This window comes from Tichowtungia aerotolerans, from assembly GCF_009905215.1.
Classification (GTDB): domain Bacteria; phylum Verrucomicrobiota; class Kiritimatiellia; order Kiritimatiellales; family Tichowtungiaceae; genus Tichowtungia; species Tichowtungia aerotolerans.
The window spans coordinates 564,269-585,471 of the sequence record NZ_CP047593.1; the positions used below are offsets into that span (position 1 = coordinate 564,269).

Sequence of the window (21,203 nt, forward strand, 5' to 3'; positions counted from 1 at the left end):
CCAAAGCCGATTTTCCAATGGTTGGAACATTTGGGCCGAAAATCACATCAACAGATAGAAATCCCGGCAGAGTTCAATGAATTCCGGACTGTACTGTCCATCCGCTTGGCGAACTGTGATTTCTGAACGCCGGACGGACTCTGACGGGGTCCGCTGAAAACACAGCAGTTGACGATTAGCCGGACGGTCCGGCTTCGGGAGCACATCGCAGCAGTCCGACAAAACCCATCCGGTTTCCGGAGCCGCCTCGATGAGTCGCTGCGCGGCGTCAGACGGAAGGATCAGCGCCAGCCGCGACCCGCGGTGGCTCAACCGCGCAGCATCCCGCAACAGCTGACCGTGCGACAACTCGCCGCAATGCCGGGCCGTCTGCCGCTCCGGCGTTTTCAATGTCTGCCCAGGATTGAAATACGGCGGATTGCTGACCAGCAGATCGTAAGGTCCGCCTTGGAAATCCTGCAGCGAACTGTGCATGCAACGGATTTTTTCCGCCCACGGACTGGCGGCCGCATTTTCTTCGGCCTGCGCCACTGCACCTGCATCCATATCAATTGCATCGATTTGGTACGCGCCCCGCTGCGCCAGCATCAGACTCAGAATCCCGCAGCCGGTTCCAATATCCAGCAGGCTGGACGCATCGACCACCGGCGCCCACGCCCCCAGCAGCACCGCATCCGTCCCCACCTTCATCGCACAGCGATCATCAAAGACATGAAACCGCTTAAACGTGAACCCGCTTCGTTGATTTTCCATATAATTCTTTTTTCTGATACGAATTTTTCAGACAGGATAACAGGACCAACAAGACCGCAACAACCCGTCGCGTCACAAACAAGAGTCAACAACGCTATAGACACGGTATCCTCACCATGTTTATGCAACAGACGAACGGCTTGACGACAGCGGCATATTTTCGGACGATCTGCGCTTTTGAAACCAACTGAAAGATGCGTCTCCACTATGTCAGAAGAAATGCTGTTTGATCCCGTCCCGTTTGTCTCCAAAGACCTCAACATCGGCCCGCGACAGGTATCGGCTGTCGCCAAGCTCTTCGCCGAAGGCGCGACGGTTCCGTTCATCGCCCGCTACCGCAAAGAGGCGCACGGCAACCTCGACGAGGTCCAGATTCTCAACATCCAGGAAAAGCTGACCTACTACAACTCGCTCGAGTCACGCCGCCAGACGATCCTCAAAAGCATCGATGAACAGGGCAAGCTGACCGACGACCTGCGCCTGAAAATCGAAAAAACGATTTCCAAGACCGAACTTGAAGACCTATACCTGCCCTACAAGCCGAAACGCCGCACGCGCGCAACGATCGCCAAAGAAAAAGGCCTCGAGCCGCTGGCCGAGCTGATTCTTTTCCAAACATTGGAAAGTGATCCGGAAACCGAGGCGGCCAAATACATCAACGCCGAAAAAGAGGTCGAAGACACCAAAGCCGCATTGGCCGGCGCGCGCGACATCGTCGCCGAGCAGGTCGCCGAAAAGGCCGAAGTGCGTTCGCTCATCCGCGAGGCCTATTTCAAAAGCGGCGTGATCGCCTCCAAACCGCTCAAAATGGATGCCAATCCGGAAACGTCCAAATACAAAGACTACTTTGATTTCAGCCAGCCGGTCGCCGACATTCCGTCGCACCGCTACCTCGCCATCCGCCGCGGCGAAGCCGAAGGCGAACTGATCCGCAGACTCGAAGTCGACGCCGACCCGCAGATCGAGCAGATCAAAGAGCTGTGCTGCCTCAACCCGGCCTCTCCATTTTCCGGCGAACTCGAAACCGCCATTCTCGACGCCTACAAACGCCTGCTGACCATCAGCGTCGAAATCGACGTATCGGTTGAAATGAAAATGAAGGCCGACCGCGCCGCCGTCGAGATCTTTGCCAAAAACCTGCGTAATCTGCTGATGGCCGCGCCATACGGCGAGAAGCCGGTCATCGGCATCGACCCCGGCCTGCGCACCGGCTGCAAATGCGTCGCGCTCGACGCCACCGGCAAATACCTCGACACCATCACCATCTACCCCGGCCAGAGCGCCCAGAAAACACAGCAGGCGGAAATCGACCTCGCCAGGTTCATTGAAAAGTTCGACCCGCAGGCGATCGCCGTCGGCAACGGAACCGCCGGGCGCGAAACCGAGGCCTTCACCAAAAAGGTGCTCAGCCTGATGCAGAAAAAGATCAGCGTGGTTTCGGTCAGCGAAAGCGGCGCATCGGTCTACAGCGCCTCCGCCATCGCCCGCGAAGAATTCCCGGATCTCGACCTGACGATCCGCGGCGCAATCTCGATTGCCCGCCGCCTGCAGGATCCGCTGGCCGAGCTGGTGAAGGTCGATCCGAAATCCATCGGCGTCGGACAGTATCAGCACGATGTCTACCAGCAGCTTCTCAAAGACAAGCTTGATGAAGTCGTCGTCAGCTGCGTGAACCACGTCGGCGTGGAACTCAATACCGCCAGCGCGCCCCTGCTCTCGCGCGTCGCCGGCATCGGCGAAAGCCTCGCCAAAAAGATTGTCGACTACCGCAACGAGCACGGCGCATTCAAAAGCCGCCAGGAACTGATGGATGTCGCCGGTCTCGGCCCGCGTGCGTTCGAACAGGCCGCCGGCTTCCTGCGCATTCACGGCGGCACCAATCCGCTCGACGCCTCCGCCGTCCACCCCGAGCGCTACGAACTGGTCAAACAGATCGCCGCCGACCTCGGCGAACCGCTCGAAAAAATGGTCGGCAGTGTCGACATCGTCAGCAAGGTGAAGATTGAAAAATACAAAACCGAAGAGGTTGGCGAACTGACGCTCAAAGACATTATCGACGAGCTCAAAAAGCCGGGCCGCGACCCGCGTGAGCAGTTTGAGGAAGTCGGCTTCCGCGAAGATGTCATGACCATGAACGATCTCAAAGAGAGCATGGAACTCAAAGGCATCGTCACCAACGTCACCGCTTTCGGTGCCTTCATCGACATCGGAGTGCATCAGGACGGACTGGTTCACATTTCGCAGCTCGCCGACCGCTTTATCAGTGACCCGGCCGAAGTGGTCAAGACCGGCGACCGCATTACCGTTAAGGTTCTGGAGGTCGACATGGAGCGCAAACGAATTTCGCTCACTGCCCGCAAGAATCCGGAACAGGCTCCGCGCCGCGGCGGCGGAGGCCGCCCGCAGAAAAACCGGGGACCACGTCCGCAACAGAATCGCGACGGACGCCGTCAGCCGCCGCGCGGATTCAGCAACAACCCGTTTGCTGATCTTTAAAGTAAAATGAGCCTTCACAGGCGTTACAGCCTATGCGCTCGTTGATGAGCAAGCGGGACGCTTGCTCTACTTTAGAGCTGCCGCCAGGCAAGTTCTTCGTAGACTTCGTTATAGTAGAGCGCGTTTTCGACGGGGGTGTTGGCAGGGATGTGGTTGCCGACGGCCATGATGAAGCCGGGGCATTTCCTGCCGATGTCCACGCAGCGCTGCACTTCGGCGCGAATTTCGTCTTTGGTTCCGCTGAGCAGAACGCGGGTGTCGGCGTTGCCGATGAAGGCATGGGTTTTTCCGTACTTTTCGGCGATGTACGCCATGTCGGTCATCGGTTCCATCACAAAGCCGGTTATGCCCACATCAGCGATATCATCGATGAACATGGAATAATCGCCATCAGAGGTATACATCAGCTTCTTGCCGGATTCATGAATGGGGGCGAACAGCTTTTTGTAGTTAGGAAAAATAAATTCGCGATACCAGTCGGGCGACGTGAAAGGCCCGGAGGTCCAGACGATGTCGTCGTGGATCATGACGCAGGGGGCGTCGCAGTCGGCCAGTGCGTTGAAGTATTGCTGAATCCATGAGGCGTAGCGGTTGGCGACTTCACCGAATTCTTCAGGGTCGGCCATGGCCATGAGCATCATGTCCCAGCCGAATATTTCTATGAGGCCGGACATGAGTGAGATATAGATGCCGGTTACGTTGACCGAATTCGGGTATTTTTTGCATTGAAGCGCATAGTGGTCGTTATAGCCCTGTACCAGTTCGGTATGGCTGCGCTCGCCGTAGGCGGCCCAAGGGTCAAAAGCAAGCACCTCTTCCGGAGTACTGAACGGACACGACACCGTCTCACGCAGATCGACTCCGCCAGCGGCATACTCTGCATGGCCCATATCGGTGCGGCAGGCGTCGAGCTCTTTGGCGACGGTCAGGCAGGTCCAGAAAAAGCCGTAATCCCACTTTTTGACGAACGCGCTGCTTCCGGCCTGCTGATCTTCCGGCGTGGATGTGGGCAACAGGTTCGAGCCGGTGACGGTGTTGACCAGATCCCAGTGCATGTGGGCGGAGTATTCACAGCGCGGCACCTTGGGCGGCATTTCAAGGTTGATGGCGGCCCATCCGTTTTCATAGCTCATGGTTCTTTTCTTCCTAATAGACATTAAATATTAAATCGCTCTCAAAGTTCTGATCTCCGGCAACGGTCAGGTATTCCAGCTTTTCAATTAAATGCTTCGGAACCTGTGCTGTCTTGAAGACCGGGAGAATAGGGCCATTGTCGCGATTTTTCGGATAATATGTTCCTGCCTCCTGAACACACAATGTTGCCTGGGAGTCGTATCCGTTAAAGTCTCCAAATACAATATCGATTTCCACCGGGACATCAGGCTCCAGCTCAAACCAGTCTCCGACAATTGTTGCTGAGCGTCCCTGATAATATTCGTAGCTTTCATCTGCAGAAGATCGCCAGTCCGTGATCTTGTCCCGCAGAGCCCGCCAGCCGAAAAAACCGACTTCAACCTTGTTGATTCGTACGGCCAGTACGGCCAGCCCCCGCCCCCATAAACGATATTTCCCGCCGGATTGTGATTTGATTTTACCTGTGTAATGAACCAGCCACTGTTCAGTGTTCAGGTTGTCGGGGATGCCGAAGCTTCTGGGGATTTGTTCAAATGGAACTGTCGGCAGGTAGACAAAGGTTGTGTACAGGTTTTGCGGCCATCGGTAGTAATGAGCCAATGATCGGGGATTCCATCCGGATTCAAAAAAATTATGAAGGATGCGCTCATACGAATCATCGGTTTGTTTGCCTCTGCGATCCAGGGACAGGGAATAAAAGGTCCCTTCCCAGTCGTTGCCGACGGCCATGGATCTCTTTGAGCCAAGAAGGGTCAGGGCGGCTGGGTCGGGCATCAGTTCAAAACCGTCGAAGCCTTTGCCGAGGCCTTCTGTCATTCCGGTGGTTTCCGGGAGCTGGATTCCCGTCATGGATTGCACATTTTTCGACGAAATCCGCTGTGCGGCCTGCGGACGTACCCATTTTTTCACTTTGACCTTCGGTTTTTTAAGTTCCATTTTCGGGCGTTTGACTGCGGGCGGCGGCTCAAACTTTTTCTCCTGTTTCTGGACGATTGTAAAAACAACCAGTCCGCCGGCAATTAAAAGCACTCCAAGGTGAACCAGGGCGCTGACGAACACTGCGGTCGGAGCGCCTTTAATTAATCCGTTTGTTTTATTGATCAGCTTTTTCATCCTTAAATGCTTCCTTCACTTATTCAGTACTGTTCGGTTCGACAGAACCATGCCGGTCGGGGAGGCGAGATTTTTTTGAAGCTCTCTTTAAAGTGGCAGCTGTCCGGAGATCCGTATCCCTCCTCATATAGGCTGCGCAGTTTTTCAGTCGCCCGCGACAGATCTTTTTCAATCCAGTCGGTGCCTGTTCCGTTTTCTTCACAGGCAATCATGCGGCCCTGCGAATCGAAAACAGCGGCAATATATCCCACGTACTCTTTTCCGCGTTTTGAGGCCGCGCGTGAAACACTGCTGTAAAAATTCTCGAATCGAACATCTTCAACCAGAATTTCACAGATGCTTTTTCTGCTGGGGGGCAGCCGGCATGCTGAGCTGCTGTGGTGCATCAGCACGAAAGAATCATTGGACTCGCAGGCCAGGTCATGTCCAATCACGAAAAGTTCAACGGACAATTCTCCCTTGTAATCAAGCTTGCCGGTTTTCTCCAATGTGATTGAGAACGTGTAAAGCGCAGTATGATAATCCGGGCTGGACCAGGCATATTTCGGCAGTTTGCGACTTACTTTGCGAACTGTTATTTCCAGTTCCGGCGGGACATGAGCGGAAAGATAGTCTTGTTCTGCTTTGGACAATGAATGAATCGGGACAGAGCGGGTTCGTCCATTTTGATCTTTGATTAGAATTCGCCCCAGCAATATTTTGGAAAATTCACCGGCGAAACGGTTTCCATCCGCATCGGTCCACATCCTCATTTCTGCAGAAACAAACCCGCATAATAACAGGTTTGTAAATATCAGTACCAACACTCTCATTGTATGGCTCTCTTATAATAAGGGGTTCCTGCTGGAGCGAGTGACTCTGGTTGCCTCTCGTGCGCTCTTGGCTCATGCCCGTGCAGCAAGCATTCCTGGCAGCATATCCAGATTGATGGCTGCCCATCCGTTTTTATAGCTCATGATTTTTCACTCCGGCGCAAATGAACAACGAAAGCGGCGCTGAGAATCAGCAAAAGTGTAGCCATGGCGGCCAATGGTTTCCATTGGTCGCCGCTCAAGGGAATCAGAATGAGCATGGCAAGCCCCAGAATACCGAGGCTGCCCGCCATCACCTGCGACGGCAGACGCGACGAGCTCGCCGGCGGCGGCGCATCGTCGACCACCGCAGCGGCGGTGGCCTCCTGCAAGCGCTGCCATTCCGGACAATGCGATGTGCCTCGGAGTTCCGCAACCAGCAGAATCAGCAGCGGCACAAGAACCCCGACAAACAGGTCGCTCTCACGCGGATGGGTTGAAACATATTCAACCATTCCCGATAGCGCCTCCGTTCCACTGAACCATCCGTCCGCAGAAAACCCGAACTTCAGCAGCACACCGGCTCCCACACCGCCGACGAGGGTTGCCCAAACCACGCCGGCTCCGATCCGGTTGGAAAAGAGCGCCCAGATGGTCGGAAGCAGGATGGCAGGACCGATCAGGCTGCCAACCAGAATAACGATATCGCGGTAGCTTCCAAGCCTTGGAAGAATCAGCGCGCCTGCCAAAATGTAGATACCGATCAGCACAGTAAAAATCCGCCCGGCCCGCAGCGTCTGGGCGTCGGTAGCATCGGGCCGCAGGCGGCGGTAGACATCATCGGTCAGCACCCCGGCAAATACATTGAGTACACTGGACAGCGAGCTGGCGGTGGCCGAAAACATGGCGGCAACCATCATGCCGATCATCCCGACCGGCAGAACACTTTTGCAGGCGAGGATATAGGCCTCCTGCGGGTCGGCATCCGGAACCATAGAGCGGTAGATCAGCGGCGGGGCCATCCAGAGAAACGGCGTGACCAGATAAAGCCAGCCAAACAAATACATGCCTTTCTTCGCATCCTTTGCAGAAGGCACACAGAGATGTCTCTGAATGAAATGCCACTCGGCACCAAGCTGGAAACAGTTCACCAGCATCCAGCCGCCCAGCACAAACCAGGAATAGCCGGGCGCGGTCGGCTTCAAAAATCCTTCGGGGACATTGGCGGTAATCTGTTCAAGCCCGCCCGCCTGCGTCACGATCATCGGCACCACCACCACCACGCACAGGCTGAGCACAATAAACTGAAGCATATCAGTCATCAGCACGGCCCAAAGCCCACCGATCATGGTATAACCAACCACAATGGCGGCAAGGATGGCACAGGTCCAGTCGATCGACAGAGCACCCGTTTCCGGATTCTGCAGAAAATGTCCGTCCGGCAGCGGCATGAGCGGACAGAGCATCACAGCCAGCGCATACAGCGACAGCCCGGACATGGCCAGATAAATGCCGCGGTAGACTGTGTAGAAATTAAACGCCTTTTTGCTGAAGCGTACATTTACAAATTCGGCGGCCGTCGACAGGTTGGTGTCATGCCACTTGCCGGCAAAAAAGCGACCAGCCAGAAAGGCGGCAATGCCGTACATCGAACAGATGACGGCCCCGACCAGTCCAAACTCATAGGTAATGCCACCCCACACGACGAAAGTGCCGGCCGAAAACATCGTCATATAGGCCGAAACGCCTGACAGCCACCACGGCGAGGAGCGACCCGCCACAAACATGTCCGAAGCGTTCTTATTCGAACGTGCAAAAATAACTCCGACGGCCAGCAGTCCGGCACAGTACAATCCAATGATGACCCAATCTATACCTGTCATAAGAACCTCTTTATTCAGCTGAATCAAACAACACAATCAGGCTTGGACGACTGACTTCCGCATCATATTCATTCCCTCTAAACTTGATCACCCGCCGGTCGGCAGTCTCGTCCTCCAACCTGATGGCTACGCAGAGAGCCGACCCCGAATCCAGTGCAGCCTGCACGGCATCAATCATCTCCGGAGAACTCTCGAAAACGAGTTTTGTTTTCTGCGACGGGTCAACAGAGGTTTTTTGCAGCCGGGCCCCCAACCTGTCGACGGAATGATTCCAGCAAGTTTCATTTTCCACAACCGAACCGTCATACAAATAAAGCCCCGCATCCACAGCTCCAGCCGGTGAAGCTTTATCGTTCATCTGATAGAGCTGCAGTTCAACACTCTGAACCACCGCGCCGGCTGGGACGGCCGATAAATCAAAATCAAGCAACGCGCGGAACATTTCGCCCGGCTTGTTGTTGCCGACAAGGAGATCCCCTTCATGTCGGCTGGTCGACACCGGATACTCACTCCAGACCGCAACTGCATTCTGCGCAACCAGCCGGGCCGGCGAAGCCACCGAAGACATGGGAACACTGTTTTTATGAACTGTTTTCGAAGCGGACTGACTGACCGGAGGCGGCAACTGCGCAACAAAGTCCTGATAGGATTTCAGCAGCACCGCGACGGTTTCGGGATGCGTCTGGGAAAGATCATTTGTTTCACCGATATCTTCCCGAAGATCAAAAAGGCGGTGGAGATCCTGATAGACATACAGCTTCCAGTTATCCCGGCGAACAGCTCCGCTGACGCCGGAATGCCAGAACAGCAAATCATGCGGAGTCCCGGCTTTTTCGTTGTTCAGGAACGGCAGAAGATTGACGCCGTCCAGCTGCGTCCCGTCGGCAACAGCGGCGCCGGCCGCGGCGCAGAAGGTTGGATAAAGGTCGAGCGTATTAACGGGTTCGTTATAGACCTGTCCGCCCTTGAGGCGGGCGGGCCAGCGGATGATATAAGGGACACGAATGCCTCCCTCCATATACTGCCCCTTATGTCCGTTGAGCGGCCCGGCACTGCCAAGCAGTTCTTTCGGCCACTCTTCGGGCCAGCCCGCGTTGTAGGCAAAAGTCGGACCGTTATCGCTGACGAACGCGACAATCGTATTGTCCGTCAGGCCATGCCTATCCAACGCGTCCAAAACCTTACCGACGTTTTCATCCATGGAAAGCAGCATGGCCCCATAATAACGCAGAGCCTCGGACGGAAGGTGAGCCACCGCAGCTCGGTGACTTTTCTTTGCCTGCAGGGGACTGTGCGGGGCATTGAAAGCCAGATACAGGAAAAAGGGTTCTTTGGCATGCCGATCAATGAACTCCACGGATTGCCGCCCCAGCCGATCCGTCAGATATTCATCGCCCGCGCGCTCCGGCCCCCAGAGAATGCGCTTGAAGTTAGACTGGGCCTTTGCTTCGTCCACGCCGCCGTAATGACCATCCGCGTCGGGAAAATAGTTGCCGCCAAAATGCATGATGGACATCGATTCCTGGAATGAGGTTTTGGGATAGCACGGAAGGTTCCACTTCCCGGCCATCCCCGTCGCGTATCCAGCGGCTTCCAACGTTTGATGGATCAGTTTTTGCGAAGAAGGAATGCGGTTGTTATCGAGCGTTTCCACCCGGCCGGGAAGAACGGCATAGGCGTCGTTGTTCCACTGGATCCCAAGACGCTGCTGATAGATTCCCGACAGCAGGCCGTAACGGCTGGGGCCGCAAACCGGGGCTGTCACATACCCATCTGTAAAACGAACGCCTTCCGCGGCAAGACGATCGATATTCGGAGTCGGAACCAGATTGGAACCGCCGTAGCAACCGGCATCGCCATAGCCCATATCATCGGCGTATATCATAATAATATTCGGTTTGACCTCGGTATAAGCAATATGCACGGCGAACAAAGGAACCAGCCAAACAGGTTTTATAATTTTCATGGAGCCTTTCTAACAAAGGAACAGCTGGACGCCTATCCCTAGGCACGTATCATATATTCACATTTACGCCACAGCATTCGTGAGGTCACGGACAGATCACCCAATTGCCGCATCCCAAAAGCAGCATTGTCCCTATCCTATTCTCCTACAAGTCGATAAAAACCCTGTTCCGGCATTCGCCCGGGCCGGGGGTCCGTAAACATCTCGCTCCTCGGATCAGAATCAGGCGTTGGTGTGCGCGGCCCATCGACCACCGCGTTGAACCCATTCGTAAGAGTGTCGGTGAACTTCAGCATATAACTCCCATCAGGATCCAGCCCGACCGCCCGGACCACAAAGTTCGCACCATCAACAAAGGCCTCAGAAACCATCAACTCGCCGTAACCGGAAGCCGGAACCGTCATGACGGCGTCAGCCCGGGCATTATTGCTCTGGCGCGTATTGCGCACAGAACCGGCGTTTCCGGAAGCAAACGGGTACGATCCCAGATAGACCCAGCCGGATTCACCCAAGGTGCCCTCCACCGTATGCACATCCTGACCACCGTTATACGATACGGTAATTTCCGCATTGGGATCGCTACCCGAATGAACCACTTTGTAATAATAAACGTCGTACACACCGGCTGCCGCAAACTGTAAATTCCACTGAGCATACGCACCGGCCTCGTCGGAATAGCGGGTACCACTGCCGCGGTATCCGCTCAGCGAACTATTTTTCCAACTCCCGAATTCGCTGTAGCCGGGATCACCGTTATCGATAACATCACCGGCCGATTCCTCATAATCGTTGTGAATCAGCTCAACTTCATCCACATAGAGCCACTGGCCGTCCGAACCCTGAGCCGTGAAACCAAGGTCGATTTCATGCGTAGTGACTTCGATATTATCGATCACAACCTGAGTCCAGTCAGGCAGCAACGGAATATCAAAAGAGCGTTCTCCACTTCCGTTCGACCCTGCGTGCATGCGACACTCCGTCATTCCGCCGGAACTCCTGACCCATGCGGAGAGTGTATAGGTGCCGTTGGGAATGTGGTCCAGCCGCATACAGGAGGTCATCGGCGGCGCACCGGACTTGCCGAAATGGCGCAAATACGCCAGACCCGCAAAGGCATTCCCGTCATTGTAAAGCACATCGCTCTGGTCAGAATAAAGGTTGTCGTAGATGCCGTCATACGCAATCCATCCGACCACGGCCGAGCTGCTGGATCCCTGGCTCTCAAAGCCTGAATTACCGACAGAATTCCCGGACGACGGTTTGGTGTAATAACGGAAGTAGTCCACCCGCATGGCCGCATTCGCGTCGGGATATCCGTCACCTCCCCACCACTCGCTGTTATTGGCAAGACCGGTCAACCAAATCTCCTGAGGGGCAACACGATCATCATGGGCATCATAGGAAAAGCGATGACGCTCTATTCCGTCCACATAATAAACAATCGTTCCGGGCCGCCACTCAAACCCGATAGTGATCCACTCATCCGTATCCATATAGGAAGCACTGAAACTCTTATGCGCGTCTTCAGGCGTACTCGACTCCGGCATGTGCCAGTGAAAGTTGCAGCCGCCCTTGTTATAATTTGAATCCAGCTCGATGGCATCGATTTCGAGCGCCGAGTTTTTCCAAGGCACGCGGTCCGCAAACGCATCCTCGTTATACAGATAGTCGTCTGAATAGCTGGTGTATCGTGCAAGGCCGTGATTCCAGAAAGACTGATGAAACCCGACCTCTTCGTCGTAGAATTTGATCCGGGCTTCATAGTAGCCGTACCCGAATGTCGTGGTTGAAATCACCCCACCGCCGACAGGGTCGGGTTGTCCGTCTCCGTCCACATCCTCGCGAGTGTAAGCGATTTTCAACATGCCGATTTCGTTCTCTGTGACAACCGACACATTTTTCTTTTTACCGTATCCGCCCAGACGCGGTTCATCGTGAGCTCGGAAATACCAGTCATTCGTGTTCAAAACACCGTCATTAAATTCATCCCGATACACCAGCAGATAACCCGTCTTGGGGTGCATGCCCTCGCTCGGTTCCACCGACAAGGCAGGGACTGACCAGAAGCTCAGCGCAGCAGTACAAAGAAGTATTTCGACTTGTCTCCTTAAGCGATACACATCGATTCCTTCTGTTAAATCTTTATTATTCCTGCCCCTGAAGATCTGCACGCAAAGTTGCAATTTTTGCATTCCACTTGAAACCCGGGGTTTCCAGGATGAATGTAAAGGTGTTATCACCAGATTTCAGAACACCGACCGGGAGTTCAAAGTGAACCGGTGCGAATAGATCAACGATCCCCTCCGTGTAGCCAAGGTCGACGGAGTTCGTATATCCATTCACCCCAACCGTAAGGACCGTGCCCGCCACAAAGCCTTTCGGTGCAGAGATGGAGGGAACCAGAACGGCATCCCCGGCAGCGTCCGGAATGGAGATCGTCAGCTCGGCATCCTGCTGATAAATATCCACCAGTGTCTGGTTTGAATAAAAACGTTCGCTGACCATTTTCTTCGACGGCTTTTCTGTCACCAGCGGGAACTGAACAATCGCAACTTCCTCGGCGGCCAGCGTCAGAGCCGACGGATCGACTTTTTCCAATGCCTGGAAATCCATGCGCCATCGTCCATTCGTTTTTTGCGTGTATTCCTGCGGCACCGCCCCTTCCCAGCGCATGCGGGCGATGCGCGCCTCAGGAATTCCGGCATCCAGATTCAGATCGAGCGAACGCGGCAGGGCGTTGTGCAGCAAAATCTGCAGCTCATCGCCCTTGCGAACGGCGATGGCATAAAGCCCCTGCCGCTCGGCTTCGGTCAACTGCTGCCACTCACAGACCACCCGTTCACCATCCAAGCCTTGGAAAAATTTGTAGAAACCAAGCAGCGGAGTCGCAATGACCGACGGATCTGCCGGGTCCTCGGGACGGGTATACAGGGCCTGTCCGCGTTGACGGGCATAGCCAGCGTCGCCCCACGGCAGAATAAACGGAACGGTCAGCTGCACCTCCGGCCGATCCATAAAGTTCATCCACATGCGGGTCACCGTTGTGCCGTAAAGGTAATAGAGATAATCGCCGGCCCTCGGCCCCTTCTGCGGGGTGATCCCCTGCCTTCCGAACTCGGATATGATAACCGGCAGCGACGGAGCGCTCCATGTCGCCTGATGATGCGCATAGACCAGATCGAGGTAAGCCTCCGCCTTGCCGAAATCCCAAATGTAGGGGTTTCCGTTTTTCAGGCCCTCATAAAGGTTGGGCGTTGGAAGCTTTTTTTTCTGATCAAACGAAGGAGACTCCTTGGAATAGGCCCAGTATTCCTTGCTGTAGAGATGGAAGTCATAAGCCCCGAGCACATCGCCTGCGGTTTCAATGTATTTGCGCTCCCACCCCGAATGGGTCCAGCGTTTCCAGTCGCCCTTTGGGTGTCCCCACGCCGTGCAGGGGCCCGCAATTTTACTTCGGGATATTTGCCTTTGAGTGCCAATGCCATTTTGCGTCCGAAGTTGGCGTGATCCTGAACCGGCGACGGCGTATTTTTCCAGCACCCATCCGGCTCATTGATCGGTGAAAACCAGGATGGCAGGGGGCCGCCGCCCTGGCGGATGACATCCAGCCAGCGATCAATCAGTTCAATGCAGAAATCAAAGTCGTCCGGATGAACCCCTTTGCGGTGGCTGGTTTTCATCGTTGAATCCACCTCGCCCAAAGCCGTTTCGTCCGAAGTTTTCGCAGGCTCCGGATAGTTGCCGCCGGCCATGGGTGTGGAGCACCCGGATAACGCTTGGCGGCCTTGCGGTAGAACGCCGCATATTTCTTAAACTGATCCTTGAGCTCCGGGCTCCAGCCCGCCCGCAGGGAATCGCCGCCATTATAGGCGAGATAAGGCCCTGTGCCGCGGCCCGGAGCAATGCGCAGCGCATTCAGCTCGGCGGCCTGCTCATCGCTGTACATGCCGGGAATGTGATAGGTTCGGAAATAGCGATCCCGGCTGATATCAGAAACCGCATGCGGACCCGCGCGCAGTTCGAGCGCAACATCCGGATACACACGAAGCGTTTCCGCCTGAACCTGAAAAACGGATGGAAAGATTAACCCAACCAATATTTTTTTCATCATTACACCCTTATTTACAAATTGGATTTTTCGGCGGCCTTCCGATAGTAGTCCGTGTTCTGCGAAAGCGGCTGGGGCGGCACCCGACCGTATTCCGGATCAAACAGGGGAATCCCCATGCCCTGCGGGGTCTGCCATCCTTCGAACGGTTTGTGCGTCACGTATGCATAGTACGGGGTGACCGCTTTTTCCCCATCGAGAAAAACGGGAGCCAGTGTGGTAATGCCTTTCGTGAGCTTTACCCTAAACGTGACTTCGTGAGCCCCGGCCGGAATGTCTTTCGACAGATCCAAACCGGCGACGCACAGCTGCGCCGTTTTAAAATCAAATCCCTTGTAGCCGTTCGGATCGTTAATGGCTTTATCGGCTTCAACCGGCCAGCGGCGCAGGGAGATTTCATACTCGCCGTCCTGCTCAACCAGAACAACCCACTTGGCTTCACGGGCCGCACCGCCGAGCATCACCAGCGATTGACTCCACGCAACTTTATCCGCCAGCCAATCATGCGAACAAAGCGTTACAACCGGAGCCTTGTCGGAACCGATGATAATATAGCTGTTTAGATCATGCTCCTGGGAAACATCCGCCCAGAAGGTTTCATAATCTCCGCGGAGTCTCTGGAAGACTTCAGGATACCGACCATGAACGTCGGTCTGCTGCCCCGTATCGCTGTTCATATCATACAGCTTTTTGCCGTCAATCAGCCGCCAGCGATCCGTCATCACCGCGCACTGTCTCCATTTGACAGGATTGATGACCCGCTGTGATTCGACCACCAGCAAACGCTCCGGCCAGTCGGCCGTGTTGCCGTAGAGCAGATTGCGCAGGCTTTTGCCGTCGAACTGAATCTTTGGAGTGTTGAGGCCGCACAGGTCGATCAATGTTGGTAGAATATCCATATGCGCGGTCAACGGCTCGACCACATGGCCAGCCTGCAGCCTGCCGCCGGGCCAGCGGATCATGAACGGCACGCGGTGTCCACCGTCATATTGCGAACCTTTCTTCCCCTTCATTCCGGCGTTGAATCCGCCGGCCGCCGACCCGTTGTCGGTGGTGAAGACCAGAATGGTATTGTCCTCAATGCCCTCCTCTTTCAGCAACTGGATAAGCTTCGCCATGTTGTCGTCAATATTTTCAATCATGCCGAAAAATTCGGGGACGGGAATGTCCGGGTTGCCTTCATACTTTTCTGAATATTCTTTGGGACAGTAATAGGGGCCGTGCGGTGCATTCGGAGCGATGTAGGCAAAGAACGGCTTGTGGTTCTGCACCTGATCACGGATAAAATTCATGCCTTCTCTAAACCACACATCCGTACAAAAGCCTTCAAAACGAACCGGCTTGCCGTTTTTGAAATAGGTGTCGTCGAAATAATCGTTTCCCCAGTAATCGGGAGCTTGTCCGATTCCACCGGCGCTAAAACAGACTACATGCTGAAAGCCGCGGTCCTGCGGACGAAAGGGATAGCAGTCGCCCAAATGCCACTTGCCGAACAGACCGGTGGCGTATCCATTCTGTCCGAAGATGTCGGCCATTGTAATTTCTCGGCGGCGAAGCATGTTGCGTCCCTGGATGGTGTGCCATACGCCGACGCGGTCGGAATGCCGTCCGGTCAGCAGTGCCGCACGGGTCGGTGCGCAGGTGGGGTCGACATGATAGTTGTTCAGCCGAACCGACTGCCGGCTCAGCCGGTCGATGTTCGGAGTGTTGATTGCTTCATTACCATTGCAGGCAAGATCGCCGAACCCCTGGTCATCTGTAATGACAAATACCACGTTAGGAGGTCCTGCCTGTGTTTGAAAAGCAAGAGCCAGAGCCGATATCGGGAAAATATATTTTATCTGTTTCATCATATTGTTCATCACGTTGGTTAATCCTCTTTCTGATGCGTCAGGTGATATTCCAACCGTTCACTTTCCAGTTGAAGAACCACCGGCTGAACGGACGCGTCTCCGCGCGCTTTTTTGACCAGCTGTTGGCAGACAGTCCGCATGGTATTCAGTCGATCCGTGCAGGTCGGGTCATTGGCCAGATTGTTGGTTTCAGACGGATCCAGCTTTAAGTGGTACAACTCTTCATAGACGGGTGGCTCCCCGTTTATAGAGGCGTCCAGCCATTGCCGGTAAGTTTCCGCCTGCCGATTGGAGGTAAGATAGCGTGTCAGCCCTTTCAGGGTCGGGTTATACAGGGATCGGTCGTTGAAAAAATAGCGGATGTATTTCCAGCCCTCTCCGCGCACGCTTTCGATGCGCGGAAGGCCAAACTGAGTGCTCCACAGATTTTCAGAGAATGCATACGTGCGCCACGGAACATCCTTGCCATTCACCAGCGGCTTCAGCGACGCCCCGCTCATGTTGGCGGGGATGTCGGCGCCGGCATAATCGAGCAGCGTGGCTGCAATATCGACTGTCTGCACCTGCTCACTGCGCCGCTGACCTTTGGCTGCTGATGCCGGATCATAGATGATCATCGGAACTTTCAGGCATGTATCATAGTTCATCGACTTGCCGCCCAGTCCGAATTCTCCGCGAAGGATGCCGTGGTCAGATGTCAGAATGATCACCGTGTTCTCAGCCAGCCCGAGTTTCTGGAGCTGTTTGCGCAGGCGCCCCACCAGTTGGTCGATTCCGGTAATTGCCTGATAGCGCCGGATAATCCGCTCCGTCATTGTTTCGGGAGTATCAACATAGTCATAACTGTTCTGACGGTGCTGTGCATAGAGAACATCCGCGGGCAGCTTCGGGGTTTGGATATCTGCTTTTGCCACATAGGTGGATGGCAGTCCGGCGCGAATGACCGCACGCGAGTTATGATATCCGGTTTTATACAGTTCCGGATCAGACGGGCGGTCTTCCATGCTTCCGGTTCCCGCATCGTGCGGAAGGTTAAAACAAAGCGACAGACAGAATGGACGGTCTGCCGGGCGTTTTTCCAGAAAACGCGCGGCCCGGTTGTAGAAATCCTGGTTCGGGCTTAAAAAATTGTCCACACCTTCCTGCAGAATCTCAATCTGGGTTTCTGCCTTTGCGTTATCGAACATGTGTTCATCAATGCCTTTGATTCGTGACACCCGGGCCGGGCGTTCCTTGGGGTAAAAATAAATGTGAGTATGTCCTGCATACCAGTAATCAAAACTGGAATCCATCAGGCCGGTGGCATAGCCCGCCGCTCCGACCGGTACATGGTTTTTGCCGACATATCCCACAAAATATCCGGCTTTGCGAAGCAGCATCGGGTAGGTCTGCTGCCAGGCTGCCGGAGACAGTGCCGTTCCGGAATTGAAATTGATCCCGTGGCGGCGCTCGTACATACCGGCAAAGATCGACGCCCGGCTTGGCGTGCAGATTGCGCTGGTTACTGTGGCTTCAGTGAACAATGTTCCTTCAGTAGCCAGCTGATCGATATTCGGGGTCTGAACCACTGGATTGCCGGTGCAGCCGAGCGTGTCATAGCGCTGGTCATCAGTCAGGATAAAGATCAGGTTCGGTTGTGTCGCCACCGCTGCAACGGCTTCGTATGCGCCGAAAATTCCAGCCGTCAGCAGTGCAAAGGTATAGCCGCGCAATGTTCGCGTGCCCAAAGTATAAACACTTATTTTCATGGTGCGTTTCTACCAAAGAAAAAGACCGGTATCTATCCGGCTGAACGCAAATTATATTCATTTTTGCGCCATAAGCAGAGACTGGAATGTCGGAATAATGGATTGCCGGATGGCTGAAACCGCAAATGAATACGAATTTATCAGCCTGAAAGGGACGGTGCGGATCAGTTTTTCTGCCACGAAAGAGCGCAGGGATCGCAAAGAAAACTTCATCTAAAGATTGCACAGACAAACGCAGATCTTCCGAACCTTGGAAAAAAGATCTGTGCCGCAACGCAGTTGCTTCCAAGGGTTGGAAGAAGCATCGTTCGTTTTTCCAACCATCGGAAAAACAGCATCCGTTTCTATCAGGCTTTACCTTTCATCCATCAACTTCTATGGAGGACAAACACTGGACTTCCTTCCTAGGTTCTTTGGCGCAAACAACAGACATTCTTCGTCTTGCCCACGTATGCCGGCGTTGCTTCTCAGGAATGAACTCGGGACGCACTTCACGATAAATCTCAGCAAACCAAACGGCCACAGAATCTTCTTTCATCAACAAATCATCTAGTCGGTCGGAATCTATCTGAAGATGCTCCACTGTTTCTGAAACGCCCAAATCCAATCGCTCAAACGTCGCGACAACCAAACCATCCTTATCCGCAAATTCTCTATAATCTTTCGCCCCATCCCCTCGAACAATGCCCAGTGATTTAGAGTAGAATGGTGACGGGAAATACAACATCGTTTCACCTCCATCGTGCAACCAATGTGTTTTCGCTGATAAATACCTCAACTCCACCGAGAACAGGTCTCCTTTGCTATCAAGCGAATCATAAGATTCATCACAGTCGTCTATAGTTTTCACAAATGGTGCCCAACAAACTACCGACGGAGAATGATAACAGGCTCCATCAATCCCTGCGCAACGCACATCGCCGACATCACAACGCGGAACTATTGCTCCAGCTAACGCATCACGTTTAAAAATTTCGAACTGAGAACGGGGAACCAAAAGACATGTAATTCGCGACATCTGACTAGCTGCAGAATGCGCTTCAACTCCATGAATCCAGGAGCAAATACTTAGCTGCCTACCCGCAGAAATGACCTTTTCAACCTTTGGCCATTCCGCATTATTTACCCAATCCGTTGATCGTTGGAGTTGGTTATCGCCCTGCGCATGGTATTCCTGCCAGAAATGATCAGGAAATCTCGATTCTTTGCCGCTGTCAGGCCCATATTCCACCCCGCGCCTGCCATCAAAGGGATCTGGCATTTCTTCTCCAACATCAGAAAAACACATTACCGGTTCGAATTCCGCATTACAGAAATCCTTTATTGGCAACCTGTCAGCAAAATCACCAGCAACCTCATTTATCGCTAACCATATATATTTCTCTGCAAATGAAGCAATGGGACTGCGAGCACCATGGGTTGCTGGATAATGCTCACGAGAAATCGATACATCCGCCCCGAGGATTTCTCCCTCTTCACCACCATTAGGTTTTCCATAAAACACATCGGCATCCCACCCCTGCGAATAGACAAAATCCAAGATCAAGCCATCCCTTAGCTGCTCGGGAGTCAGCACATCCAACCCATATATCTTCTTATAATTATCCATCAAAGATTCAGCCTCTGGCGAATACTCCGTTTCGTATTTCATGTGTACGGCTTTGACAACATCTAGATCTAGTTCATTTTCTACATCTTGGTTTTCACTCGGAATCTCTTCATCAAGTATTTTATTAGATATCGGACGATAATCCCTCGAAGAGGCATTCCAAATGGATTCACGTTTTCTTCGAGCAGCCTCCATTTGAGCCCATAACACCTCTACCTTTTCATACGCTTTTTCTTCGAGATCAATACGCCTTTCGACGACGGCCTTGGCAACTTCACTCTTGGGATACCTCACCTCATCCTCAGAACAAAAATTATTTTTGCGAATTTGTTCAAAAAAAAGCCTTGAGGCTTGCTTGACCACATACCGCTCAAGGTCTCCACTTATTGGATTTTCAGACCACCCTTCTGGTTTTTTCATGTATGCCAATAATTGTGACCCGGCCTGATAGGGCGGCCGAGCTCTTCCAACCTGACTTTCTGAAATCAAATCATATGCATAGGCTCTTTCAACGACAATGCGTGCGGCATGTCGGCAAACTGAATTCCTTGTCGAGCAAGTCGGGGATTCCGAGAAGAACATCCGAGAACACTGAGCCGACAATGCATGTAGCCCATCTCTATCTTCCGTACAACAGGCGGCTCCAACAGCAGCCGTTAAAATACTTTCAAGAATCTGATAATCATTACATGACTCCAGCTCCGACAGAAGAATCGCCATCTCTTTAGGATTCAAGCTGCCCCAAATAGCCAGTTGGGTTCTAGCGGCCCGAACACGCTTGGCAACAACAGAGGAACAACTCCACGCCAAAAGAAGAGGCATATCCCCCCAGAAAATGAACTCAATGTTGTTATAGGAGGCATCAAACTCTTCCCATCGATCCACCTGGGATTTCCCTTTGTTTCCTGCTCCTCTGGATGCTTGTAGCTCAAGAGGCATACATACAATGTATCGAGTCAAGGTTGGATGGCGTTGCGTTGCACTTTTGATCGACTTATGAAGTTGCTTAACCTGCTTATCATCAAATTTTTCACGAAACCACTTTGCCTGAAGGCCAATAACAGATCCGTCCTTATGACGCGCAAAAGCTTCCACCCCGCCATCGCCACCTTTTCCGTCAGTATAAATGATTCGCTCTATATCCTCACCATAAGTGTAGCTACACCATTTAGAGAACAAATGTCGCCCAAGTGCCTCAAATGCCTTAGTACAATCTTCGTGTCGTGTTTTAAAATCTGCCCATTCCATAAAATATCTACCTGATAATCGTCACCACTAAACTAAATTCTAATCCACCCGTACATTCAGTCCGTACCTCATCACGCACAGCTGATACCCATTACTCTCACTCCCTGACAATATGCGGGTGATGGTATAAGGTTTTTCTGGATGCTGAAAGAACAAGACCTGAAAGATTTTACAGGAATGTTCCCTGCGCGCAAAGCGATAGAAAAAGGTGCTGTCCGGCTGTTGGACTACCTGCAAGACGGCTTCCCCGGGACGGACTGCCCGCCCGTCCCGTCAAAAACGGCCCTGCACCGATCCGCGTCTTTTTGCGCTACTATCTGTCATCTTTTTGTTTTCTTGGCACGTTTTGTCTCTCGCCTGTTCGCTGTGCTCACTCAAGCCGCAAAGTCGCCAAGTTTGCTAAATGGATTCTTCGCGATCTTTGCGCCTCGGCGCCTGCGAGAAATCTCTTTTAGTTGAGGTTAGAAAATATGTTCCAAGGTTTGGAAGAAGGCTGAGCCT

14 protein-coding genes are annotated in these 21,203 nt (G+C 53.4%); 2 read left to right on the forward strand and 12 right to left on the reverse strand.

Translation table 11 applies throughout. The annotated features are described in order from the left end of the window. Positions 1-42: 42 nt before the first annotated feature. Complete coding sequence (locus GT409_RS02435) at positions 43-753, reverse strand: tRNA1(Val) (adenine(37)-N6)-methyltransferase (RefSeq protein WP_160626600.1); 711 nt, start codon at positions 751-753, stop codon at positions 43-45. A gap of 207 nt (positions 754-960) precedes the next feature. Between GT409_RS02435 and GT409_RS02440 the strand changes: the two genes are divergently transcribed. Then, a complete protein-coding gene (locus GT409_RS02440) occupies positions 961-3,249 on the forward strand; it encodes a Tex family protein (RefSeq protein ID WP_160626602.1) in 2,289 nt (762 codons plus the stop codon). A gap of 71 nt (positions 3,250-3,320) precedes the next feature. On the opposite strand, the gene GT409_RS02445 is transcribed toward GT409_RS02440, so the two are convergent. From GT409_RS02445 to GT409_RS02495, 11 genes are all read right to left on the reverse strand, one after another. Next, positions 3,321-4,382 (reverse strand): uroporphyrinogen decarboxylase family protein, encoded by a 1,062-nt coding sequence (locus GT409_RS02445; RefSeq protein WP_160626604.1) that lies wholly within the window; start codon positions 4,380-4,382, stop codon positions 3,321-3,323. Positions 4,383-4,395: 13 nt separating this feature from the next. Next, positions 4,396-5,496 (reverse strand): hypothetical protein, encoded by a 1,101-nt coding sequence (locus GT409_RS02450; RefSeq protein WP_160626606.1) that lies wholly within the window; start codon positions 5,494-5,496, stop codon positions 4,396-4,398. Positions 5,497-5,519: 23 nt separating this feature from the next. Beyond that, positions 5,520-6,308: a hypothetical protein gene (locus GT409_RS02455; protein ID WP_160626608.1), complete on the reverse strand. Its 789-nt coding sequence runs from the start codon at positions 6,306-6,308 to the stop codon at positions 5,520-5,522. A gap of 140 nt (positions 6,309-6,448) precedes the next feature. Continuing rightward, positions 6,449-8,170: a sodium:solute symporter family protein gene (locus GT409_RS02460; protein WP_160626610.1), complete on the reverse strand. Its 1,722-nt coding sequence runs from the start codon at positions 8,168-8,170 to the stop codon at positions 6,449-6,451. A 10-nt stretch (positions 8,171-8,180) separates the two neighbouring features. Beyond that, positions 8,181-10,136, reverse strand: a complete 1,956-nt coding sequence (locus GT409_RS02465; protein WP_160626612.1) for a sulfatase-like hydrolase/transferase — start codon at positions 10,134-10,136, stop codon at positions 8,181-8,183. A gap of 137 nt (positions 10,137-10,273) precedes the next feature. Further along, entirely contained in the window at positions 10,274-12,160 is a 1,887-nt protein-coding gene (locus GT409_RS02470) for a golvesin C-terminal-like domain-containing protein (RefSeq protein WP_160626615.1), read from the reverse strand. 121 nt (positions 12,161-12,281) lie between these two features. Then, complete coding sequence (locus tag GT409_RS02475; RefSeq protein ID WP_160626617.1) at positions 12,282-13,676, reverse strand: hypothetical protein; 1,395 nt, start codon at positions 13,674-13,676, stop codon at positions 12,282-12,284. Positions 13,677-13,812: 136 nt separating this feature from the next. Beyond that, on the reverse strand, positions 13,813-14,247 hold the full coding sequence (locus GT409_RS02480) for a hypothetical protein (protein ID WP_160626619.1): 435 nt from the start codon (positions 14,245-14,247) through the stop codon (positions 13,813-13,815). A gap of 11 nt (positions 14,248-14,258) precedes the next feature. Next, entirely contained in the window at positions 14,259-16,097 is a 1,839-nt protein-coding gene (locus tag GT409_RS02485) for an arylsulfatase (RefSeq protein ID WP_233231590.1), read from the reverse strand. 17 nt (positions 16,098-16,114) lie between these two features. Then, complete coding sequence (locus GT409_RS02490) at positions 16,115-17,845, reverse strand: sulfatase-like hydrolase/transferase (RefSeq protein WP_160626623.1); 1,731 nt, start codon at positions 17,843-17,845, stop codon at positions 16,115-16,117. Positions 17,846-18,206: 361 nt separating this feature from the next. Then, positions 18,207-20,702 carry a hypothetical protein gene (locus tag GT409_RS02495; RefSeq protein WP_160626625.1) on the reverse strand — a complete coding sequence of 832 codons (2,496 nt, stop codon included), beginning with the start codon at positions 20,700-20,702 and terminating at the stop codon, positions 18,207-18,209. Positions 20,703-20,843: 141 nt separating this feature from the next. Between GT409_RS02495 and GT409_RS02500 the strand changes: the two genes are divergently transcribed. Beyond that, positions 20,844-21,161 carry a hypothetical protein gene (locus tag GT409_RS02500; RefSeq protein WP_160626627.1) on the forward strand — a complete coding sequence of 106 codons (318 nt, stop codon included), beginning with the start codon at positions 20,844-20,846 and terminating at the stop codon, positions 21,159-21,161. Positions 21,162-21,203 lie beyond the last annotated feature (42 nt).

Coding starts and splice junctions, on each gene's coding strand:
- GT409_RS02485 (WP_233231590.1), bottom strand. CDS start 16,097: ATGATGAAACAGATAAAATATATTTTCCCGATATCGGCTCTGGCTCTT.
- GT409_RS02435 (WP_160626600.1), bottom strand. CDS start 753: ATGGAAAATCAACGAAGCGGGTTCACGTTTAAGCGGTTTCATGTCTTT.
- GT409_RS02450 (WP_160626606.1), bottom strand. CDS start 5,496: ATGAAAAAGCTGATCAATAAAACAAACGGATTAATTAAAGGCGCTCCG.
- GT409_RS02495 (WP_160626625.1), bottom strand. CDS start 20,702: ATGGAATGGGCAGATTTTAAAACACGACACGAAGATTGTACTAAGGCA.
- GT409_RS02440 (WP_160626602.1), top strand. CDS start 961: ATGTCAGAAGAAATGCTGTTTGATCCCGTCCCGTTTGTCTCCAAAGAC.
- GT409_RS02455 (WP_160626608.1), bottom strand. CDS start 6,308: ATGAGAGTGTTGGTACTGATATTTACAAACCTGTTATTATGCGGGTTT.
- GT409_RS02465 (WP_160626612.1), bottom strand. CDS start 10,136: ATGAAAATTATAAAACCTGTTTGGCTGGTTCCTTTGTTCGCCGTGCAT.
- GT409_RS02470 (WP_160626615.1), bottom strand. CDS start 12,160: ATGCACCCCAAGACGGGTTATCTGCTGGTGTATCGGGATGAATTTAAT.
- GT409_RS02490 (WP_160626623.1), bottom strand. CDS start 17,845: ATGAAAATAAGTGTTTATACTTTGGGCACGCGAACATTGCGCGGCTAT.
- GT409_RS02480 (WP_160626619.1), bottom strand. CDS start 14,247: ATGATGAAAAAAATATTGGTTGGGTTAATCTTTCCATCCGTTTTTCAG.
- GT409_RS02460 (WP_160626610.1), bottom strand. CDS start 8,170: ATGACAGGTATAGATTGGGTCATCATTGGATTGTACTGTGCCGGACTG.
- GT409_RS02445 (WP_160626604.1), bottom strand. CDS start 4,382: ATGAGCTATGAAAACGGATGGGCCGCCATCAACCTTGAAATGCCGCCC.
- GT409_RS02500 (WP_160626627.1), top strand. CDS start 20,844: ATGCTGAAAGAACAAGACCTGAAAGATTTTACAGGAATGTTCCCTGCG.